Genomic DNA, 15206 nt, shown 5'->3' with positions numbered 1-15206 from the left:
GACCCACCCAGCAAGGACGACTCACGACCGCCATGAATACGCTGATCCTGGTCCTGATTCTGCTGCTGGTGGCTTCGGCCACCGGCGTCATCACCCGCTTCGTGCCGGCGCTGCCGACGCCGCTGGTGCAGATCATCCTGGGCGCCCTGCTGGCCTGGCCGGCGGCCGGACTGCACGTCGAGCTGGAGCCGGAGATCTTCCTGCTGCTGTTCATTGCCCCCTTGCTGTTCGCCGATGCCCGACGCTTCCCGCAGCGTGAGTTCATGAGCCTGCGCGGCCCCATTCTGGCGCTGGCGCTGGGGCTGGTGCTGTTCACCGTGGTCGGCGTGGGCTACTTCATCCATCTGCTGTTCCCGGCGCTGCCGCTGGCGGTGAGCTTCGCCCTGGCGGCGATCCTCTCGCCCACCGACGCGGTGGCAGTGTCATCGATCTCCGGCCGGCTGCGGGTGCCGCCACGACTGATGCGCGTGCTCGAGGGCGAATCGCTGATGAACGATGCCTCCGGCCTGGTGGCGTTCAAGTTCGCCGTCGCCGCCGCGCTCACCGGCACCTTTTCGCTGGTCGATGCCACCTTCAGCTTCTTCATCATCGCGGTGGGCGGGCTGGTGGTGGGGGCGCTGCTGGCCTTGGGCTTCAACCTGCTGCGCACCCGCCTGATCGAGCGCCATCTGGGCGAGGCGACCACGGTTCAGGTGATCCTGCTGGTGCTGCTGCTGCCGTTCGCCGCCTATCTGCTCGCCGAGCACCTGGGGCTCTCCGGCATTCTCTCCGCGGTCGCCGCCGGCATGGTGATGAACCGCGCCGACCTCAAGCGGGTCGGCCAGCTGAATGCGCGGATGCAGACCCAGAGCGTGTGGGAGATGCTGGAGTTCGTGCTCAACGCCCTGGTGTTCCTGCTGCTCGGCTTCCAGCTGCCGGCGATCATCAACGGCGCATTGGATCACTCGCTGCACGATATCGGCGACTACGAGTTCCTGCGCCTGCTCGGCTACGTGGCGATCATCTCGCTGGCGCTGCTGCTGTCGCGCTTCCTGTGGATCTGGCTCGCCAGCGAGGTCGGCCTGGCGCTGACGCGGCTGCGCGGCCTGATACATGGCCGCCCGCGGCTGCCGCCCCCCGACGACAACGGCCGTCTGCCCCTGCGCCTGATGCTGGCGGCGACCCTGGCCGGTATCCGCGGCACCATCACCCTGGCGGCAGCGCTGTCGCTGCCGCATCTGATGGAGAACGGCACCCCCTTCCCCAACCGCGAGCTGCTGATCTTCCTCGCCACCGGCGTGATCCTGTTCACCCTGATCACCGGCAGCATCGGCCTGCCACTGGTACTGCGCAATCTGAAGCTGCCCCGCGACACCCGCGAGTTCGACGAGGAGCGGCGCGCGCGCATCGCCGGTGCCGAGGCGGCGATCTACCGTATCGAACGCTTCCACCACGACCGCACCGGCGAGTTCGCCCGGGCCCAGACCAACGACGAGACGATCATCGCGTTCAACGACATCAGCGCTCAGCTGATGGCCTACTACCGCGAGCGTATGGCGCTGCACTCCACCGAGACCGCTACCCCGCAGCTCGCCACCAGCCGTGAGCTGGAGCGCGAAACGCGGCTGGAAGCGCTGCGCGCCGAGCGCCGTGAGTATTACAAGCTTCGCCAGCGCCACCGAATCAACGACAATGTGCTCAGAAAGCTGGTGCGCGAGGTCGACCTCGCCGAGGCCGCGCTGACCAGTGACGAGGGCCAGGCGGCCCACTAGGATTGGCTAAACGACATGTTCGACACAGACAGGAGAGAGGGATGAGACGCCCGATGTCACGCTGGATCACCGCCGCGGGCCTGGCCCTGATGAGCTTCGCTACCGTTACCGCCGCCAGCGCCCAGGAGACGCCGGCCGCCACGGCGGTACCGGGCCTGATCGCAACCCCTGTCGAAGGCAGCGTTCACCAGGTGGCCGGCCGCTTTGCCAATAACGTGCGCACCAGCGGCATGACCATCTTCGCGCGCATCGACCACCGCCAGGGTGCGATGTCCCGCGATATGGCCATGCTGCCCAACGAAGTGATCGTATTCGGCAACCCCAAGACCTCGACGCCCCTGATGCAGTGCGCCGCCACCGCCGGCATCGATCTGCCGATGAAGGCGCTGATCTGGCAGGACAGCGACGGCCAGACCTGGCTCGGCTACGACGACCCCCAGTGGATCGCCACGCGCCACGGCGTCGGCGACTGCCCCGCGGTCGCCCCGCTCAGCCGCGAGATGCAGGCGCTGGTCGACGCCCTCAAGTCGTGACCGCGAAAGCCGTCAGGCGCGCAGCCCGGCACTGCTGAAGCCGCCATCCACCGCGAGTATCTGGCCGGTCACGTAGGCGGCCTCGTCGGAGAGCAGGAAGGCGACCACACTGGCGACCTCTGCGGGCTGGCCATAGCGCCGGAGCGATACGCGCTCGTGCCACTGCGCGCGCACCTCATCGGTATGCAGGGCTCGCGCCAGTGGCGTATCGATCGGCCCGGGGGCTACCGCGTTGACCCGGATCCCCTGGGCGCCCAGCTCACAGGCCATGACCCGCGTCAGCGCATCCTGCCCCGCCTTGGAGGCGCCGTAGGCGCTGCGCCCCTTGTTGCCGCAGCTGCCGGAGATCGACGAGATATTGACCACACAGCCCGGCCACCCGCGCCCGACCCAGTAGCGCGCCAGTGTCCGCGACACCACGAAGGCGCCGACCAGATTGACGTCGAGGATGCGGCGAAACTCCGCCACTTCGGTGTCGAGGGTGGCCTTGTCGATGCCGATCCCGGCACTGTTGACCAGCGCGGTCAGCCGATAATGCGCGGCCAGGGCGTCGACCGCCGCCGACACCGCCTCTTCGTCGGCCACGTCACAGGCGCAGGCGGCGTGGCTGGGCAGGTCGAGCTCGGCGCACGCCCTGGCCAGCCCCTCGGCCGAGCGATCCAGCAGGCAGACCGCCCACCCGCGCGCCTTCAGCATCGAAGCGATCGCCAGGCCAATGCCCGATGCGCCACCGGTGATCACCACCGCCCCGCCGCCTGCGGCCTGCGCCGGGGCGTTTCCAGCGCCCGTCGGGTTCATCTCAGGCTCTTGGCTCATGCCGCTGTCTCCGTATCGGGCAACCACTCTTCCAGCGTCACCTCGAAGGTCACGCAGACCGGATTCCAGCCCGCCAGAAAGGGGCCGCCGTAGACGTTGCCCTGGGTGTCGGCGACGATTCCTGCCAGCGCTGCCACCGGCGCGCCGTCCGGTCCCGAGCGCACCTCGCCGGCGATGCTCACCACCTCCACCGCGGGCCCGGCGACCTGCTGGTAACCGCCGTCGCGCAGGCCGAGGCTGGCGTCGATCAGACTCCCCAGACCACCACGCACGAAGGCGTGGCGGAACCCTTCGGCGAGGCAAAGCTTCTCCACTCCCTGCACCAGATCCTCGTTGGGTGCGATGCGCGCGTAGGCGACCCGCCCCATGCGGCCGGTCTCGGTGGTCGCAACCCGTGTCGTATCCGTGGTGGCCATCTCAGGACTCCTTGAAGGGCTTCAACAGAGGGATGTTGGTCTCGTCGTCGAGGGCCTGGCGCAGCTCGAAGCCCTCCAGCGCGGTCACCAGCACCGGAATCGGCTGCGCGCCGACGATCGAGGCCTGCGGCACGATGTGCCCACCCTTGACCTCGCCGCTCGCGACGCGCACCGACGCATGGCAGTGCACCAGGGCCTTTCCCTGCATGTCCTTGCCCAGGGTGGCGTTGCCGAACACCAGATAGGCCGCCCCCGCGTCGATCGGCGGAGAGTAGGCGATGACCGCATGACCGCTGGGGTCGGGGGGGGCCACGCAGTACTCGAGGCGTGCGAACTGGCCACCGAGAATGGTGGTCGAGGCGCTGGTCACGCCGATCTCCGCCAGCGGCCGCACCAAGGCGTCGTAGAGCGACAGCCCCGGCGCCAGCAGCAGCCGGATGTGGCGACCGCTCTGGTGATGCATGCTGTGAATGCGCACCGGGCTGAAGCGCCCGACATGGCGCAGCATGCGCGGGCGGTGATAGCCGGCGTGAAGCGACTGGGTCATGGGGTTGCCTCCCGGCGCTCGACCGCCTGCCGCACGAGCTGCTTGGTGATCTTGCCGTAACTGGACTTGGGCAGGCTGTCGAACAGGTGATAGCGCCGCGGCACCTTGTAACTCGCCACGTGCGCCTTGACCCAGCCTTCGAGCGCCGCCAGATCGAGCTCGGCCCCCTCCCGCGGGACCACCGCCGCCACACCGATCTCGCCCCAGCGCGGGTCCGGCATGCCCACCACTGCGACCTCGCGGATATCCGGATGGGTGAGCATTTTCTCCTCGATCTCGCGCGGGTAGATATTGGAGCCGCCGGAGATGTACATGTCCGACGCCCGCCCGGTGATGTAGAGAAAGCCTTCGTCGTCGAGATGGCCCAGGTCCCCGGTACGGAACCAGCCGTTGCGGAACGACTTGGCGTTGGCCTCCGGGTTGGCGTAGTAGCCGGCGAAGACGCCGAGGCCGCAGACACAGATCTCGCCGCTCTCCTGCGGCGGCAGTTCACGGCCGGCCTCATCCTGGATCGAGACCTGCATCGCGGTACGGTCATAGCCGCAGGTGCCCACCTTGAAGCACGCGTCATCGGCGCTGTGCAACTGCGGTGGCAGCACGGTGATATTGCCGGTCACTTCGCCCAGCCCGTAGTACTGCACCAGCACCGGCCCCAGGCGCGCCAGCGCACGCTGCTGATCGGCGCGGTACATCGGCGCGCCGGCGTAGATCACGTAGCGCAGAGAGGCCGCCGAGTAGCGTTCGGCCGCGGGGTCCTCCACCAGCAGCTTGACGATGGTGGGCACGGTGAACAGGTTGGTGATGCGGTGGGCGTCGATCAGCGCGAAGATCTCCTCGGCATCGAACCCCGGCGCGCTCGGCAGCACGGTCTTCACCCCGCGCGCAAGCTGGGTCAGATAGTGGATCCCCGAGCCGTGGGAGAGCGGCGCCACCACCAGGCTGGCGTCACTCGCCTGATCGGTGCCCGGCATCAGATCGCAGAGATGGTTGGTGACGATGAAGCCCATCTGGCCGTGGGTGAGCACCGCCGCCTTGGACTTGCCGGTGGTGCCGGAGGTGAAGAAGAACCAGCACGGGTCGTCGTGCTCGATGTCCACATTGGCACAGGTCTGGCCCAGATACGCCGCCACCAGGGCCTCGTAGCCGGGCTCGCCGCCCTCGGGCGTTTCGCCCAGGCAGAGGGTCAGACGCAGCGCCGGGTCGGCCGCCGCCATGGCGCGCCGATGGTGCTCGAACTCCGGACCCACCACCAGCATCTTCGCCTGGGTCAACTCGGCGAGCCAGGCCGCCTCTTCCGGCGCGATACGGAAGTTGGCCGGCGCCCAGATCGCCCCCAGCCGAAACGCGGCGAGCTGCGTCTCGATCATCTCGAAGCCGTTACGGCTCTGCACCAGCAGGCGGTCACCCTTTTCCAGCCCATGCGCCCGCAGCCCCAGCGCCAGTGCACTGACACGCTGATCCAGCGCGCGCCAGGAGAGCGTCCTGTCGCCCATCACCAGCGCCGGCTCCTCGGGGTAGCGCCGCGCCGCCTGGGTGAGAAAGTGGCCCAGATTCATCACCCGCCGGCTCACCGGCGCGAGGCCGCCCACGGGATGCTGCCGGGTATCGCTCATCGCACGCGCTCCAGAATGCTGACGTAGTTGGCCACCGCGGCGCCACCCATGTTGAACACGCCGGCAAGACCGGCCCCGGGAATCTGCATGTCACCGGCCTCGTGCATCAGCTGCATGCAGGCCAGCACGTGCATCGACACGCCGGTCGCCCCCACCGGATGCCCCTTGGCCTTGAGCCCGCCGGAAGGATTGACCGGCAGGCGCCCGCCCTTGTGGGTCCAGCCCTCGCGAATCGCGCGATGCCCCTCGCCCCGCGGCGTCAGGCCCATGGCTTCGTACTCGATCAGCTCGGCGATGGTGAAGCAGTCGTGGGTCTCGACCAGATCGAGATCATTCAGGCCGAGCCCGGCCTGATCCAGCGCCCCCCGCCAGGCCCTGGCCGCCCCCTCGAAGGCGGTCGGATCGCGACGGCTCAGCGCCAGCACGTCGTTGGCCTGCACCCGGGCGCGAAAGCCGATCGCCCGGTGCAGCGCCTGCGCGGTCTGTGCATCCGCCAGCACCAGCGCGGCGGCGCCATCGGAGATCATCGAGCAGTCGGTACGCCGCAGCGGATCGGCCACCAGCGGATTGCCCTCGTCGGCCCGGTTGCAGCGTTCGAAGCCGAGATCGCGGCGCACATGGGCCAGCGGATTGGCGACGCCGTTGGCGTGATTCTTGGCCGCGATCATGGCCATCTCCTCGCGGCGGTCGCCGTAGCGCGCGAAGTAGTCGCTGGCGATGCGCGCGAAGACGCCGGGAAAGCCCCCCGGTGCCTGCTCCTCACGGCGATAGCTGGCCCCCAGCAGGATCTCGCCGACCGCGGACGAGGGCAGCGCCGTCATCTTTTCCGCACCGATCACCAGCGCGATCCTGCCACGGCCGGACTCGATGAAGTCCATGCCCGCATGAATCGCCGCGGAGCCAGTGGCGCAGGCGTTCTCCAGCCGCGTGGCCGGGGTCGAGGCCAGTGCCGGTTCCCCCATGCCGACCAGTGCTGCCTGGAAATCCTGCGGCGAGAAGCCGTTGTTCATGACGCCGACGAAGATGGCATCGACGGCCTCCGGGGTGATCCCGGCGTGCGCCAGGGCCTGGGGCGTGACCTGCGCCATCATGGCTTCGGTATCGGCCTCGGGGCGCTTGCCGAACGGCAGATGTGCCCAGCCGACGATCGTGGCTCGCGTTGACATGTTTTCTCCGTATTCCATAAAATGGAATTAAAAAATATGATATCAATTACGCTATTCGCCGATTAGAGCGCCTTCAATCGAAAGATGGCCGTTATATACCAAATAATTAGGCCACATTATGGAACGACAGGAGCCAGCCATGAGTTCAGGCCATATCCAGGGCGCGCAGTCCACCTATCGCACCCTGCAGGTCCTGCGTGCCATTGCCGGAGAACTGGGCAGCGGCGTGTCACTGGCCTACATCACCCAGCGCACGGGACTCTCCAAGCCCACGGTTCATCGATTGCTTCAGGCGCTCATGGCGGAGGGCATGGTCGAGAAGAGCGATGAAGAGGGTTATTTCCTGGGGCCGGAGTGTTACGCCCTGGGGGTGATCGCCAACCAGCGCTATGGCCTGAGGGAGATCGCTGCGACGCCGGTCGCGCGCATTGCCGCCGACACCGGCGACAGCGCCTTCTTCTGCCTGCGCAGCGAGTGGCACTCGCTCTGCCTCATCCGGGAAGATGGCAGCTACCCGATCAAGACCCACGTACTGCAGCCCGGCACGCGCCTGCCGCTGGGCGTGGGTGGTGCCGGCATCGCGATGCTGGCCGCGATGAGCGACGACGAGGTGGAGCAGTGTCTGGCCGCCAATGCCGAGGAGTGCGCAGCACACTTCCCCAACGACCAGCGCGCGGATCACCTGCCGCGTATCGCCGAGTGCCGCGCCCTGGGCTACGGCATCAATCGTGGCTCGGTGGTGGCGGGCTCCTGGGGCATCGGCGCCGCCGTGCGCGACCGTCACGGGAGAGTGCTCGGTGCGCTCTCGGTGGCGGCGATCGAGAGCCGCCTGCAGCCCCAGCGCCAGCGCGAACTCGGCCCGCGCCTGATCGAGGCCGCCAGAACGCTGGAAGCCAAGATCCATCGCGCCCAGCGCATGCGCTGAACGCGGGTCTCGCCCGCCCTCTCGGCGCCGGCAACCGTTCAGCCCGTGGCGGCACGCAGCGACAGGCCGCCATCCACGCGCAGGCTCACCCCGGTGATATAGCGAGCCATGTCGGAGGCCAGAAACAGCGACGCATTGGCCACGTCCCAGGCATCTCCCATGAACCCCGTGGGACACTGGCGATGGCGCGCTTCGAGCATCGCCGCGGTGTCGCCACCATAGGCCGCGGTGAGCGGCGCGTGGATCATCGGCGTATCCATCAGCCCGGGTAGAATGCAGTTGGCTCGAATGCCATCGGCCGCACACTGGGCCGCCAGATTCTCGGTGAAGGCAATGATCGCTGCCTTGGACGCGGTGTAGGCCGAGTAGGCGAAACCGATCCAGCGCACCGCCGCGATCGAGGAGATATTGACGATGCACCCGCCGCCCTGGCGCCGCATGATCGGCAGCACGTGCTTGCAGCTGAGGAAGACACTGGTCTGATTGATCCGCAGCACCTGCTCCCATGCCGCCTCGGAGGTCTCCTCCGGCCCGCCGGTGATGGCCATGCCGACGTTGTTGTGCAGCACATCGATCCCGCCGAGGACGGCGGCGGCGCGCTCGATCATCGCCGCCACCTCCGCCGCCTGGCCCACGTCCGCCTCCAGCGCCTCGCACTCACCGCCCGATTCGCGAATCAGGGCCTGGGTCTCAAGCGCCGCCGCCAGATCGCGGTCCACCGCCACGACCCGCGCCCCCTGGCGGGCATAGGCGACCGCTGCGGCCTTGCCGTTGCCCCAGCCGTCACCGCAGGCACCCGCCCCCACCACGACCACGCGCCGGCCGGCCAGCAAGCCGCCGGCGGCGAGCGCCCCTGCATGGCGCGGTGCGCCGCCCAGCGTCTCATTCGGCATGCCGCACCTCCTCGATCGCCTGCTGGAAGGTGTCGACCAGTGCCGGCCCCACCTTCTGCGACCAGCTGTCGAAGGTCTGGCGCGTCGCCTGCTGGAAGGTGCCGAGCTGGGCGTCGTCCAACTGCGTGATCTCCATGCCATGCTCGGCCAGGGTGGCGTAGCCCGACTGCGTCTGCTCGCGGGTGAGTGATTTCTGATAAGCCATCGCCTCCTGAGCCGCCTGACGCATCGTCTGCTGCATCTCAGGGCTCCAGGCATTCCACTTCTCCTCGCTCACGGCGAGAAAGGCGGGGTCATAGGAGTAGTGCCAGGCGGTCAGATACTTCTGCACCTCATAGATACGCTGCGGCACGATGACCGCCCCGACGGGGTTTTCCTGGCCATCGACCACGCCCTGCTGCAGCGCGGCAAAGGTCTCGGTCCACTGGATTTGCTGTGGATTGGCCCCCAGCTCGTCCATGACATCGATGAACATCGGGCCGGCCACGCGGATCTTCATGCCGCGCAGGTCGGCGGGGGAGGAGACCGGCTTGACGCTGTTGGTCAACTCGCGGAAACCGCTCTCCCCCCAGCCCAGCACGACGAGACCGTGCTCAGCCATGATCTGCTCCATCCGCCGTGCCGGCTCTCCCTGGAGCGTGGCGTCGACCTCCGCATAGTTGCGATACAGGTAGGGCAGCGAGAACACCGCCATCTCGGGGATCAGCGGGGTGACCGAGATCGCCGTGGAGAGCACGAAGTCGATATCGCCACGCCCCACCATCTCGGCTTGTCGCAGCTGATCGCCGCCGGCGAGCACCGCATTGGCGAATACCTTGACCTGCGTCTGCCCCTGGGTCGCGGTATCGACGAGCTGCGCGAAACGCGCCGCTCCCATGTTGCGACTCGTGGCGTCGCTGGTCTCACTGGATAGTCGCAGTGTCTCTGCCGCCACGCCGGTGGAGACCACCAGCAGAAGGCTCCCCACGACAGCGCCACTGGCCCTCAACACGCCGATCTTCACGTTACAAAACAACGCCATAACACCCTCCGATTCGTGTGAAAGCGCCACCGCAAAGACGCCGGCGCCTCCCGAGAATCGGGAAAGCACTCGCCACCCCGCAATACGACCTACTGACTAAATTTCATATAATGGAATTTTTGAAAACCCCAGAGGTGGATAAATATCGGAGAACTACGAAGAAAGGACCATGAAATAGAAAAGCTATTTTGATGATAATCAATCGATTAGGATAAAAACGACTCAAGGCCGCCCGGGTGTTTACAACCATCGTCCAATTCCCCGACACGACCCGCTCGTCCAATCTGCCAGCGACAAGCCATAACAATTCCACTCTACGGAACGCGAGACACCCCATGATCAAGCGTACGCTGATTCCGCTGGCCGTCGCGGCATGTACCACCCTGCTGTCGCTCTCGGCCCATGCCGATACCTATCGCCTGACCCACAACACCTCCGACGCCACCTCCTGGCAGAAGGGCGCCGAAAAGTTCAACGAGCTGCTGAAGCAGGCGTCCGACGGCGATATCGGCGTGCGCATCTTCCCCAATGCCGTGCTCTCCGGCGGCGACCAGATGAAGCAGGCGGAGATGGTAGGCCGTGGCGATATCGACTTCGTCATCACCTCGGCGATCAACGTCACCCCGCTGATTCCCGAGATGGCGGTCTTCTCGCTGCCCTATCTGTTCTCCAACTACGCCCAGGTGGACAACGCCATTCAGGGCGCACCGGGGGACGCGGTGAAGGAGATCGCCCGCGACAATGGCATCGAGATCCTCGCCTGGGGCGAGAACGGCTTTCGCGAGCTGACCAACAGCGTCAAGCCGGTCTCCTCCCCCGCCGACCTGCGCGGCATGAAGATCCGCGTGGCCGGCCCGATGTACATCGATGTGTTCGATGCCCTGGGCGCCAATCCGCAGCAGATCCAGTGGACCGAGACCTTCTCGGCACTGCAGCAGGGCGTGGTCGATGGTCAGGAGAATCCGGTGGGCTCGATCATCGTGCCGCAGCGGCTCTACGAGGTGCAGAAGTATCTGACCGAGTGGCACTACTCCTACGATCCGATCTTCATCGGGGTCAGCGAGAAACGCTGGAACGGCTGGGATGCCAAGACCCAGGCTCTGGTCGCCAAGGCGGCGCAGGAGGCCATGGCCTATCAGCGCGACCTCGCGCGCGACCAGACCCGCAGCGGCGTCGAGACGCTGAAGCAGCACGGCATGACCATCACCACCCTGGACGCGACCCAGCTCGAGGCGTTCAAGCAGGCCACCAGTGAGGTCTACGACCAGTGGGCGGCACGCGTGGGCGAGGATCTGGTCACGCAGTTCGAGCAGGCGGTCAAAGACACGGCTAGCCAGTAACGAGACGATCAACACGGGAGCGCAACGCTGATGCGATCGGCCTGGCACCATTTCGAGGAAGTGATCTGCGGCTGCGTGTTTCTCGGCATGACGCTGCTGGGCTTCATCAATGTCGTGGTACGCAACCTCACCAACTACTCGCTGGCATCCACCCAGGAGCTGATCATCAACGGGATGGTGCTGCTGACGGTGTTCGGTGCGGCGATCGCAGCCAAGCGCGGCCAGCATCTGGCGGTGACGGTGCTCTACGATATCGCCCCCGCCCGCTTCAAGCGCGTGCTGGTGGTGGTCTCGACCCTGCTGGTGCTGGTGACCCTGGTGCTGTGCACGCTCTTTACCGTGACCCTGCTCGGTCACCAGTACGCCAGCGGAGTGGTCTCCAGCGCCCTGCAGGTGCCGCAGTGGTACTACACGCTGATCGTGCCGCTGGGCTTCGTCATGCTGATGATCCGCCAGCTGGAGCTGGCGATCGCCGAGCTGCGCCGTCCGGGAGGTGTCGCATGCTAGACCTCTCCGCCGGTACCCAGATGATCATCCTGTTCTTCGTGCTGGTCCTGATTCGTGTGCCGGTGGCGTTCAGCCTGGCGCTGTCGGCCATGGCGGCGATGTACATCATGGGCTTCGGGCTCGACATGGTGGGCGACCTGATCGTCTCGGGCATCGCCAAGTATTCGCTCCTGGCGATCCCGTTCTTCATCCTCGCCGGCAATATCATGGGGATCACCGGCATTGCCGAGAAGATGATCAACTTCTTCCGCACTCTGGTCGGCGGGCTACCCGGTGGCATGGGCCTGGTCGGTACCGTGGTGTGCCTGTTCTGGGGCGCGGTGAGCGGCTCGGGGCCGGCCTCGGTGGCGGCGATCGGGCCGCTGATCATCCGCGGCATGGTCGCCGATGGCTACTCCCGCGCCTTCGCCGCGGGTCTGGTCTGTACCGGGGCGGCGCTGTCGCTGATCATTCCGCCCTCCATCGGCCTGGTGATCTACGGCATCCTCGCCGGCACCTCGATTTCGGATCTGTTCCTGGCCGCCATTCTGCCGGGCCTGATGCTCGGCCTGCTGATGCTGTGCGCGCTGCCGTTCGCACGGCTGAGCGCCACGCCGCCCTCGGCGAGCGAGAGCGCCAGCGCGGATGCCGCCTTTCTGCGCGCGGTGGGCGAAGGCAGCGGTCTGCCCTACGCCACGCGCCTGCTGCGCGCCTTCCGCGAGGCGTTCTGGGGCCTGCTGACGCCGGTGGTCATCCTGGGCGGCATCTATGGCGGCCTGTTCACCCCCACCGAAGCGGCGATCGTGGCCACCGTCTTCGCCATGTTCGTGGGCTTCTTCATCTACCGCACGCTCAGCCCGCGGGCGCTGTTCGCCTGCGTGGCGGCCTCGGCGGGGTCCTCCGCGGTGGTCATGCTGGTGGTGGCGTTCGCCAGCCTGTTCGGCTGGGTGGTGGTGGTCGACGGGCTGGTCGGCGACTACTCGGATGCGCTGCTCGGCATCAGCCATAGCCCCTGGGTGATCGTGCTGATGATGCTGGTCATCCTGCTGCTGGCAGGGATGTTCATGGACGCCATCACCATCATGTTCATCACCCTGCCGATCTTCATGCCCGTGGTGCAGCAACTGGGCCTCGACCCGACCTGGTTCGGGGTGGCCTTGATGACGGCGCTCTCCATCGGCCTGATCACCCCGCCGGTGGGCATCAATCTGTTCGTCGCCGCCAATATCACCGGGCTGCCGCTGGGCCAGATCGCGCGTGGAGTGATCCCTTTCCTGATCGTGTCGCTGATCGGGCTACTGATCGTGGCCTATGTGCCGGCGATCTCGCTCATCGCGCTCTAGCCCCGCCGCACTTAGCGCGACGACACCGACGACGACAAATAGCCAGACCAAGACGAAGACAAAGACGCCGGCCCTGGGGCCGGCGTCGATGCGTTGTGGATCTGGCTCAGGCCGTGCGGGCCTCAGGCACATCATCCATCAGCTTGTCGAGGGTGATCGGCAGCTCGCGGATACGCTTGCCGGTGGCGTGGTACACCGCGTTGGCCACGGCGGCGGCGAGCCCGGTGATGCCGATCTCGCCGATACCGCGGGCCCCGTACTCGTTGAACCGGGTATCGGGGTAGTCGAGCAGGATGACATCGACCTCGGGCTGGTCGGCGTGGACCGGCACCACGTACTCGGCATAGTCGTTGTTGACCGGACGACCGTTGCGGGCGTCGTATTCGGTCGCCTCGAACAGCCCCATGCCGACGCCCATGACGATTGCGCCCTCGACCTGGTTGCGTGCGGTGGTCTCGTTGATCACCCGGCCGACATCGATGGCGCTGACCACGCGGGCGACGCGCAGATGCGAGATGCCCGGGTCCCAGCGCACCTCAACGAAGTGCGCGCCGAAGGAGCGGTAGGAGTATTGTGCATCAGCCCCCTCGGTGTGGGCTTCGCCATCGGCGCTGCCGTAGCGCGCGGCGCCGAGGATGTCGGCAAAGCTCACCTGCTTGCCATCGGCGTTGCGCAAGCCGCCCTCCGCGACCTCGAGCTCGTCGCTGGCGACCCCGGCGAAGGCACCATTGGTGCCGGTGGCGTAGCGCTTCATCTCGTCCAGTGCGACCCGCGCCGCCTTGGCGATCGCCGGCAGCGTGGTCGCCGTGGCCCAGGAGCCGCCGGAGACCGGGCCATCCGGATAGGAGGAGTCCCCCAGTTCGACCGTGATCCGCTCCAGCGGCAGGCCGGTGAGATCACTCACCGCCTGGGCGACGATGGTGTAAGTGCCGGTGCCGATGTCCTGGGTGGCGCAGGAGGCCAATGCGGTACCGTCGGCGCGCAGCGAGACCCGCGCATCGCACGGGCGCTTGAGCGCCTCCCAGTTGCACGCCGCCATGCCGTAGCCGACGATCTCGCGCCCCTGGCGCATGCTGCCGATCTCGGCGGAGCGTTCGTCCCAGCCGAAGCGCTCGGCGGCACGCTGGGTCGCCTCGACGATATGGTTGCTGGAGAAAGCGAGATCCAGGCTCTCGTCGCGCTCGGCGTAGTTGTCGAGGCGGAAGGCGAGCGGGTCGGCGCCGACGGCCACGGCCATCTCATCCACCGCCGACTCCAGCGCGAACAGCCCCGGTGCCGCACCGGGGGCGCGCATCGAGGTGGGCGTACCGCGATTCACCTGGGTCGTTGCGTGGCTGACGGTGAGATGGGGGCAGCTGTAGAGACTCTTGGTCACGCTGCCGCAGGTCTCGACGTACTGGTCGGTGAACGAGGTGGTGTTGATCGACTCGTGGCGCAGGGAGACCAGCTTGCCGTTGCCATCGGTGGCCAGGCGCAGCCGCTGGCGCGTCTCCGGCCGGTGGCCGGTGGTGGTGAACATCTGCGCCCGCGGCACCACCAGCTGTACCGGGCGCCCCAGCTCGCGCGCGGCGGCGGCAGTGGCCACGGCATGGGGCCAGGTCCACAGTTTGCTGCCGAAGCCGGAGCCGATGTAGGGCGCATGCACGGTGACCCGCTCCGGCGGGATGGCGAAGATCTTGGAGAGCGCGTTACGCGCCATCACCACGCCCTGGGAGGCATCGAAGATCGTGAGATGATCGCGCTCCCACCACGCCGTGGAGGCGTGCATCTCCATCGGGTTGTGGGTCTCCACCGGCGTCCGGTAGGTCACGTCGATACGCTGGGCGGCACTGTCGAAGGCCGCCGCGGCATCGCCGCGTGAATGGTCGCCTCGGCCGGCCCGGGTGCCGTGGGCGGCCACCCCCTGATCCAGGTTGGCGAGTGCGTGGTCTTCGGCGTAGCTGACCTCGACCTCTCGCGCCGCGGCGCGGGCGTTCTCGAAGGTATCCGCCACCACCAGCGCCACGAACTGCCCGGCGTAGTAGATGCGCTCGTCCTCGAACGGCAGACGCGTCTCCTCGACCTTGTTGCCCTGAGCGAAGCTCGACGGCGAACGGTAGAGCTTGGGGAAGTGCCCGTGGTGAAAAATCTCGATCACACCGGGCATCTGGCGTGCCCGAGCCACGCTCAGTTGACTCACCTTGCCGCTGGCGATGGTGCTGAACACACCGTAGCCGTAGACGAGACCGGCGGGCTGCTGGTCGGCGGCGTAGTGGGCACGGCCCGAGAGCTTGTCGGGGCCATCGATCCGCGGCACGCCGGCGCCGATGATCGCACCGAAGTGCGGGGCAGTGGGCTTGTCGTCACTCATCTGGGT

Annotated in this window: 14 protein-coding genes; 6 read left to right on the top strand and 8 right to left on the bottom strand. The window is 67.1% G+C overall.

Going from position 1 to position 15206, the window contains the following annotated elements:
* Positions 1–32 precede the first annotated feature (32 nt).
* Both DOM67_RS14135 and DOM67_RS14130 read left to right on the top strand, forming a co-directional pair.
* Positions 33–1751: a Na+/H+ antiporter gene (locus DOM67_RS14135; RefSeq protein WP_110677040.1), complete on the top strand. Its 1719-nt coding sequence runs from the start codon at positions 33–35 to the stop codon at positions 1749–1751.
* A 41-nt stretch (positions 1752–1792) separates the two neighbouring features.
* Positions 1793–2284: a DUF302 domain-containing protein gene (locus DOM67_RS14130; RefSeq protein ID WP_198651823.1), complete on the top strand. Its 492-nt coding sequence runs from the start codon at positions 1793–1795 to the stop codon at positions 2282–2284.
* Positions 2285–2296: 12 nt separating this feature from the next.
* On the opposite strand, the gene DOM67_RS14125 is transcribed toward DOM67_RS14130, so the two are convergent.
* From DOM67_RS14125 to DOM67_RS14105, 5 genes are read right to left on the bottom strand one after another with little or no spacing between them, the layout of a single operon-like run.
* A complete protein-coding gene (locus DOM67_RS14125) occupies positions 2297–3100 on the bottom strand; it encodes an SDR family oxidoreductase (protein WP_198651822.1) in 804 nt (267 codons plus the stop codon).
* Complete coding sequence (locus DOM67_RS14120; protein WP_198651821.1) at positions 3097–3516, bottom strand: PPC domain-containing DNA-binding protein; 420 nt, start codon at positions 3514–3516, stop codon at positions 3097–3099. Before DOM67_RS14120 ends, DOM67_RS14125 begins: the two co-directional genes overlap by 4 nt.
* A gap of 1 nt (position 3517) precedes the next feature.
* Positions 3518–4063, bottom strand: a complete 546-nt coding sequence (locus tag DOM67_RS14115; protein ID WP_110677036.1) for a DUF296 domain-containing protein — start codon at positions 4061–4063, stop codon at positions 3518–3520.
* Positions 4060–5676 carry an acyl-CoA synthetase gene (locus DOM67_RS14110; protein WP_110677034.1) on the bottom strand — a complete coding sequence of 539 codons (1617 nt, stop codon included), beginning with the start codon at positions 5674–5676 and terminating at the stop codon, positions 4060–4062. Before DOM67_RS14110 ends, DOM67_RS14115 begins: the two co-directional genes overlap by 4 nt.
* A complete protein-coding gene (locus DOM67_RS14105; RefSeq protein ID WP_110677032.1) occupies positions 5673–6842 on the bottom strand; it encodes an acetyl-CoA acetyltransferase in 1170 nt (389 codons plus the stop codon). Before DOM67_RS14105 ends, DOM67_RS14110 begins: the two co-directional genes overlap by 4 nt.
* Before the next feature lie 139 nt (positions 6843–6981).
* On the opposite strand from DOM67_RS14105, the gene DOM67_RS14100 reads away from it, so the two are divergent.
* Positions 6982–7767: an IclR family transcriptional regulator gene (locus DOM67_RS14100; RefSeq protein WP_198651820.1), complete on the top strand. Its 786-nt coding sequence runs from the start codon at positions 6982–6984 to the stop codon at positions 7765–7767.
* Between the two features lie 38 nt (positions 7768–7805).
* On the opposite strand, the gene DOM67_RS14095 is transcribed toward DOM67_RS14100, so the two are convergent.
* Complete coding sequence (locus DOM67_RS14095) at positions 7806–8660, bottom strand: SDR family NAD(P)-dependent oxidoreductase (protein WP_110677028.1); 855 nt, start codon at positions 8658–8660, stop codon at positions 7806–7808.
* Complete coding sequence (locus DOM67_RS14090) at positions 8650–9627, bottom strand: DctP family TRAP transporter solute-binding subunit (RefSeq protein ID WP_232825268.1); 978 nt, start codon at positions 9625–9627, stop codon at positions 8650–8652. Before DOM67_RS14090 ends, DOM67_RS14095 begins: the two co-directional genes overlap by 11 nt.
* A 389-nt stretch (positions 9628–10016) precedes the next feature.
* Here DOM67_RS14090 and DOM67_RS14085 point away from each other — a divergent pair, with 389 nt between their 5' ends.
* The 3 genes from DOM67_RS14085 to DOM67_RS14075 are packed head-to-tail and all read left to right on the top strand — an operon-like array spanning position 10017 to position 12850.
* Complete coding sequence (locus tag DOM67_RS14085; protein ID WP_110677024.1) at positions 10017–11021, top strand: DctP family TRAP transporter solute-binding subunit; 1005 nt, start codon at positions 10017–10019, stop codon at positions 11019–11021.
* A gap of 30 nt (positions 11022–11051) precedes the next feature.
* Positions 11052–11528 (top strand): TRAP transporter small permease subunit, encoded by a 477-nt coding sequence (locus DOM67_RS14080; RefSeq protein ID WP_110677022.1) that lies wholly within the window; start codon positions 11052–11054, stop codon positions 11526–11528.
* The gene (locus tag DOM67_RS14075; protein WP_110677020.1) at positions 11522–12850 is read left to right on the top strand and encodes a TRAP transporter large permease; all 1329 of its coding nucleotides are present in this window, start codon (positions 11522–11524) and stop codon (positions 12848–12850) included. The genes DOM67_RS14080 and DOM67_RS14075 overlap by 7 nt, the downstream gene beginning before the upstream one ends.
* 106 nt (positions 12851–12956) lie before the next feature.
* Here the strand turns inward: DOM67_RS14075 and DOM67_RS14070 are convergent, their stop codons facing one another.
* Positions 12957–15200 carry a xanthine dehydrogenase family protein molybdopterin-binding subunit gene (locus tag DOM67_RS14070; protein ID WP_110677018.1) on the bottom strand — a complete coding sequence of 748 codons (2244 nt, stop codon included), beginning with the start codon at positions 15198–15200 and terminating at the stop codon, positions 12957–12959.
* Between the last annotated feature and the right edge of the window lie 6 nt (positions 15201–15206).

Source organism: Salinicola sp. RZ23 (genome assembly GCF_003206675.1).
Taxonomy (GTDB): domain Bacteria; phylum Pseudomonadota; class Gammaproteobacteria; order Pseudomonadales; family Halomonadaceae; genus Salinicola; species Salinicola endophyticus.
Note: the sequence above shows the minus strand (reverse complement) of the source record. Positions and strands in the feature narration are given on the sequence as shown.

Coding starts and splice junctions, on each gene's coding strand:
- DOM67_RS14135 (WP_110677040.1), top strand. CDS start 33: ATGAATACGCTGATCCTGGTCCTGATTCTGCTGCTGGTGGCTTCGGCC.
- DOM67_RS14130 (WP_198651823.1), top strand. CDS start 1,793: ATGAGACGCCCGATGTCACGCTGGATCACCGCCGCGGGCCTGGCCCTG.
- DOM67_RS14125 (WP_198651822.1), bottom strand. CDS start 3,100: ATGAGCCAAGAGCCTGAGATGAACCCGACGGGCGCTGGAAACGCCCCG.
- DOM67_RS14120 (WP_198651821.1), bottom strand. CDS start 3,516: ATGGCCACCACGGATACGACACGGGTTGCGACCACCGAGACCGGCCGC.
- DOM67_RS14115 (WP_110677036.1), bottom strand. CDS start 4,063: ATGACCCAGTCGCTTCACGCCGGCTATCACCGCCCGCGCATGCTGCGC.
- DOM67_RS14110 (WP_110677034.1), bottom strand. CDS start 5,676: ATGAGCGATACCCGGCAGCATCCCGTGGGCGGCCTCGCGCCGGTGAGC.
- DOM67_RS14105 (WP_110677032.1), bottom strand. CDS start 6,842: ATGTCAACGCGAGCCACGATCGTCGGCTGGGCACATCTGCCGTTCGGC.
- DOM67_RS14100 (WP_198651820.1), top strand. CDS start 6,982: ATGAGTTCAGGCCATATCCAGGGCGCGCAGTCCACCTATCGCACCCTG.
- DOM67_RS14095 (WP_110677028.1), bottom strand. CDS start 8,660: ATGCCGAATGAGACGCTGGGCGGCGCACCGCGCCATGCAGGGGCGCTC.
- DOM67_RS14085 (WP_110677024.1), top strand. CDS start 10,017: ATGATCAAGCGTACGCTGATTCCGCTGGCCGTCGCGGCATGTACCACC.
- DOM67_RS14080 (WP_110677022.1), top strand. CDS start 11,052: ATGCGATCGGCCTGGCACCATTTCGAGGAAGTGATCTGCGGCTGCGTG.
- DOM67_RS14075 (WP_110677020.1), top strand. CDS start 11,522: ATGCTAGACCTCTCCGCCGGTACCCAGATGATCATCCTGTTCTTCGTG.
- DOM67_RS14070 (WP_110677018.1), bottom strand. CDS start 15,200: ATGAGTGACGACAAGCCCACTGCCCCGCACTTCGGTGCGATCATCGGC.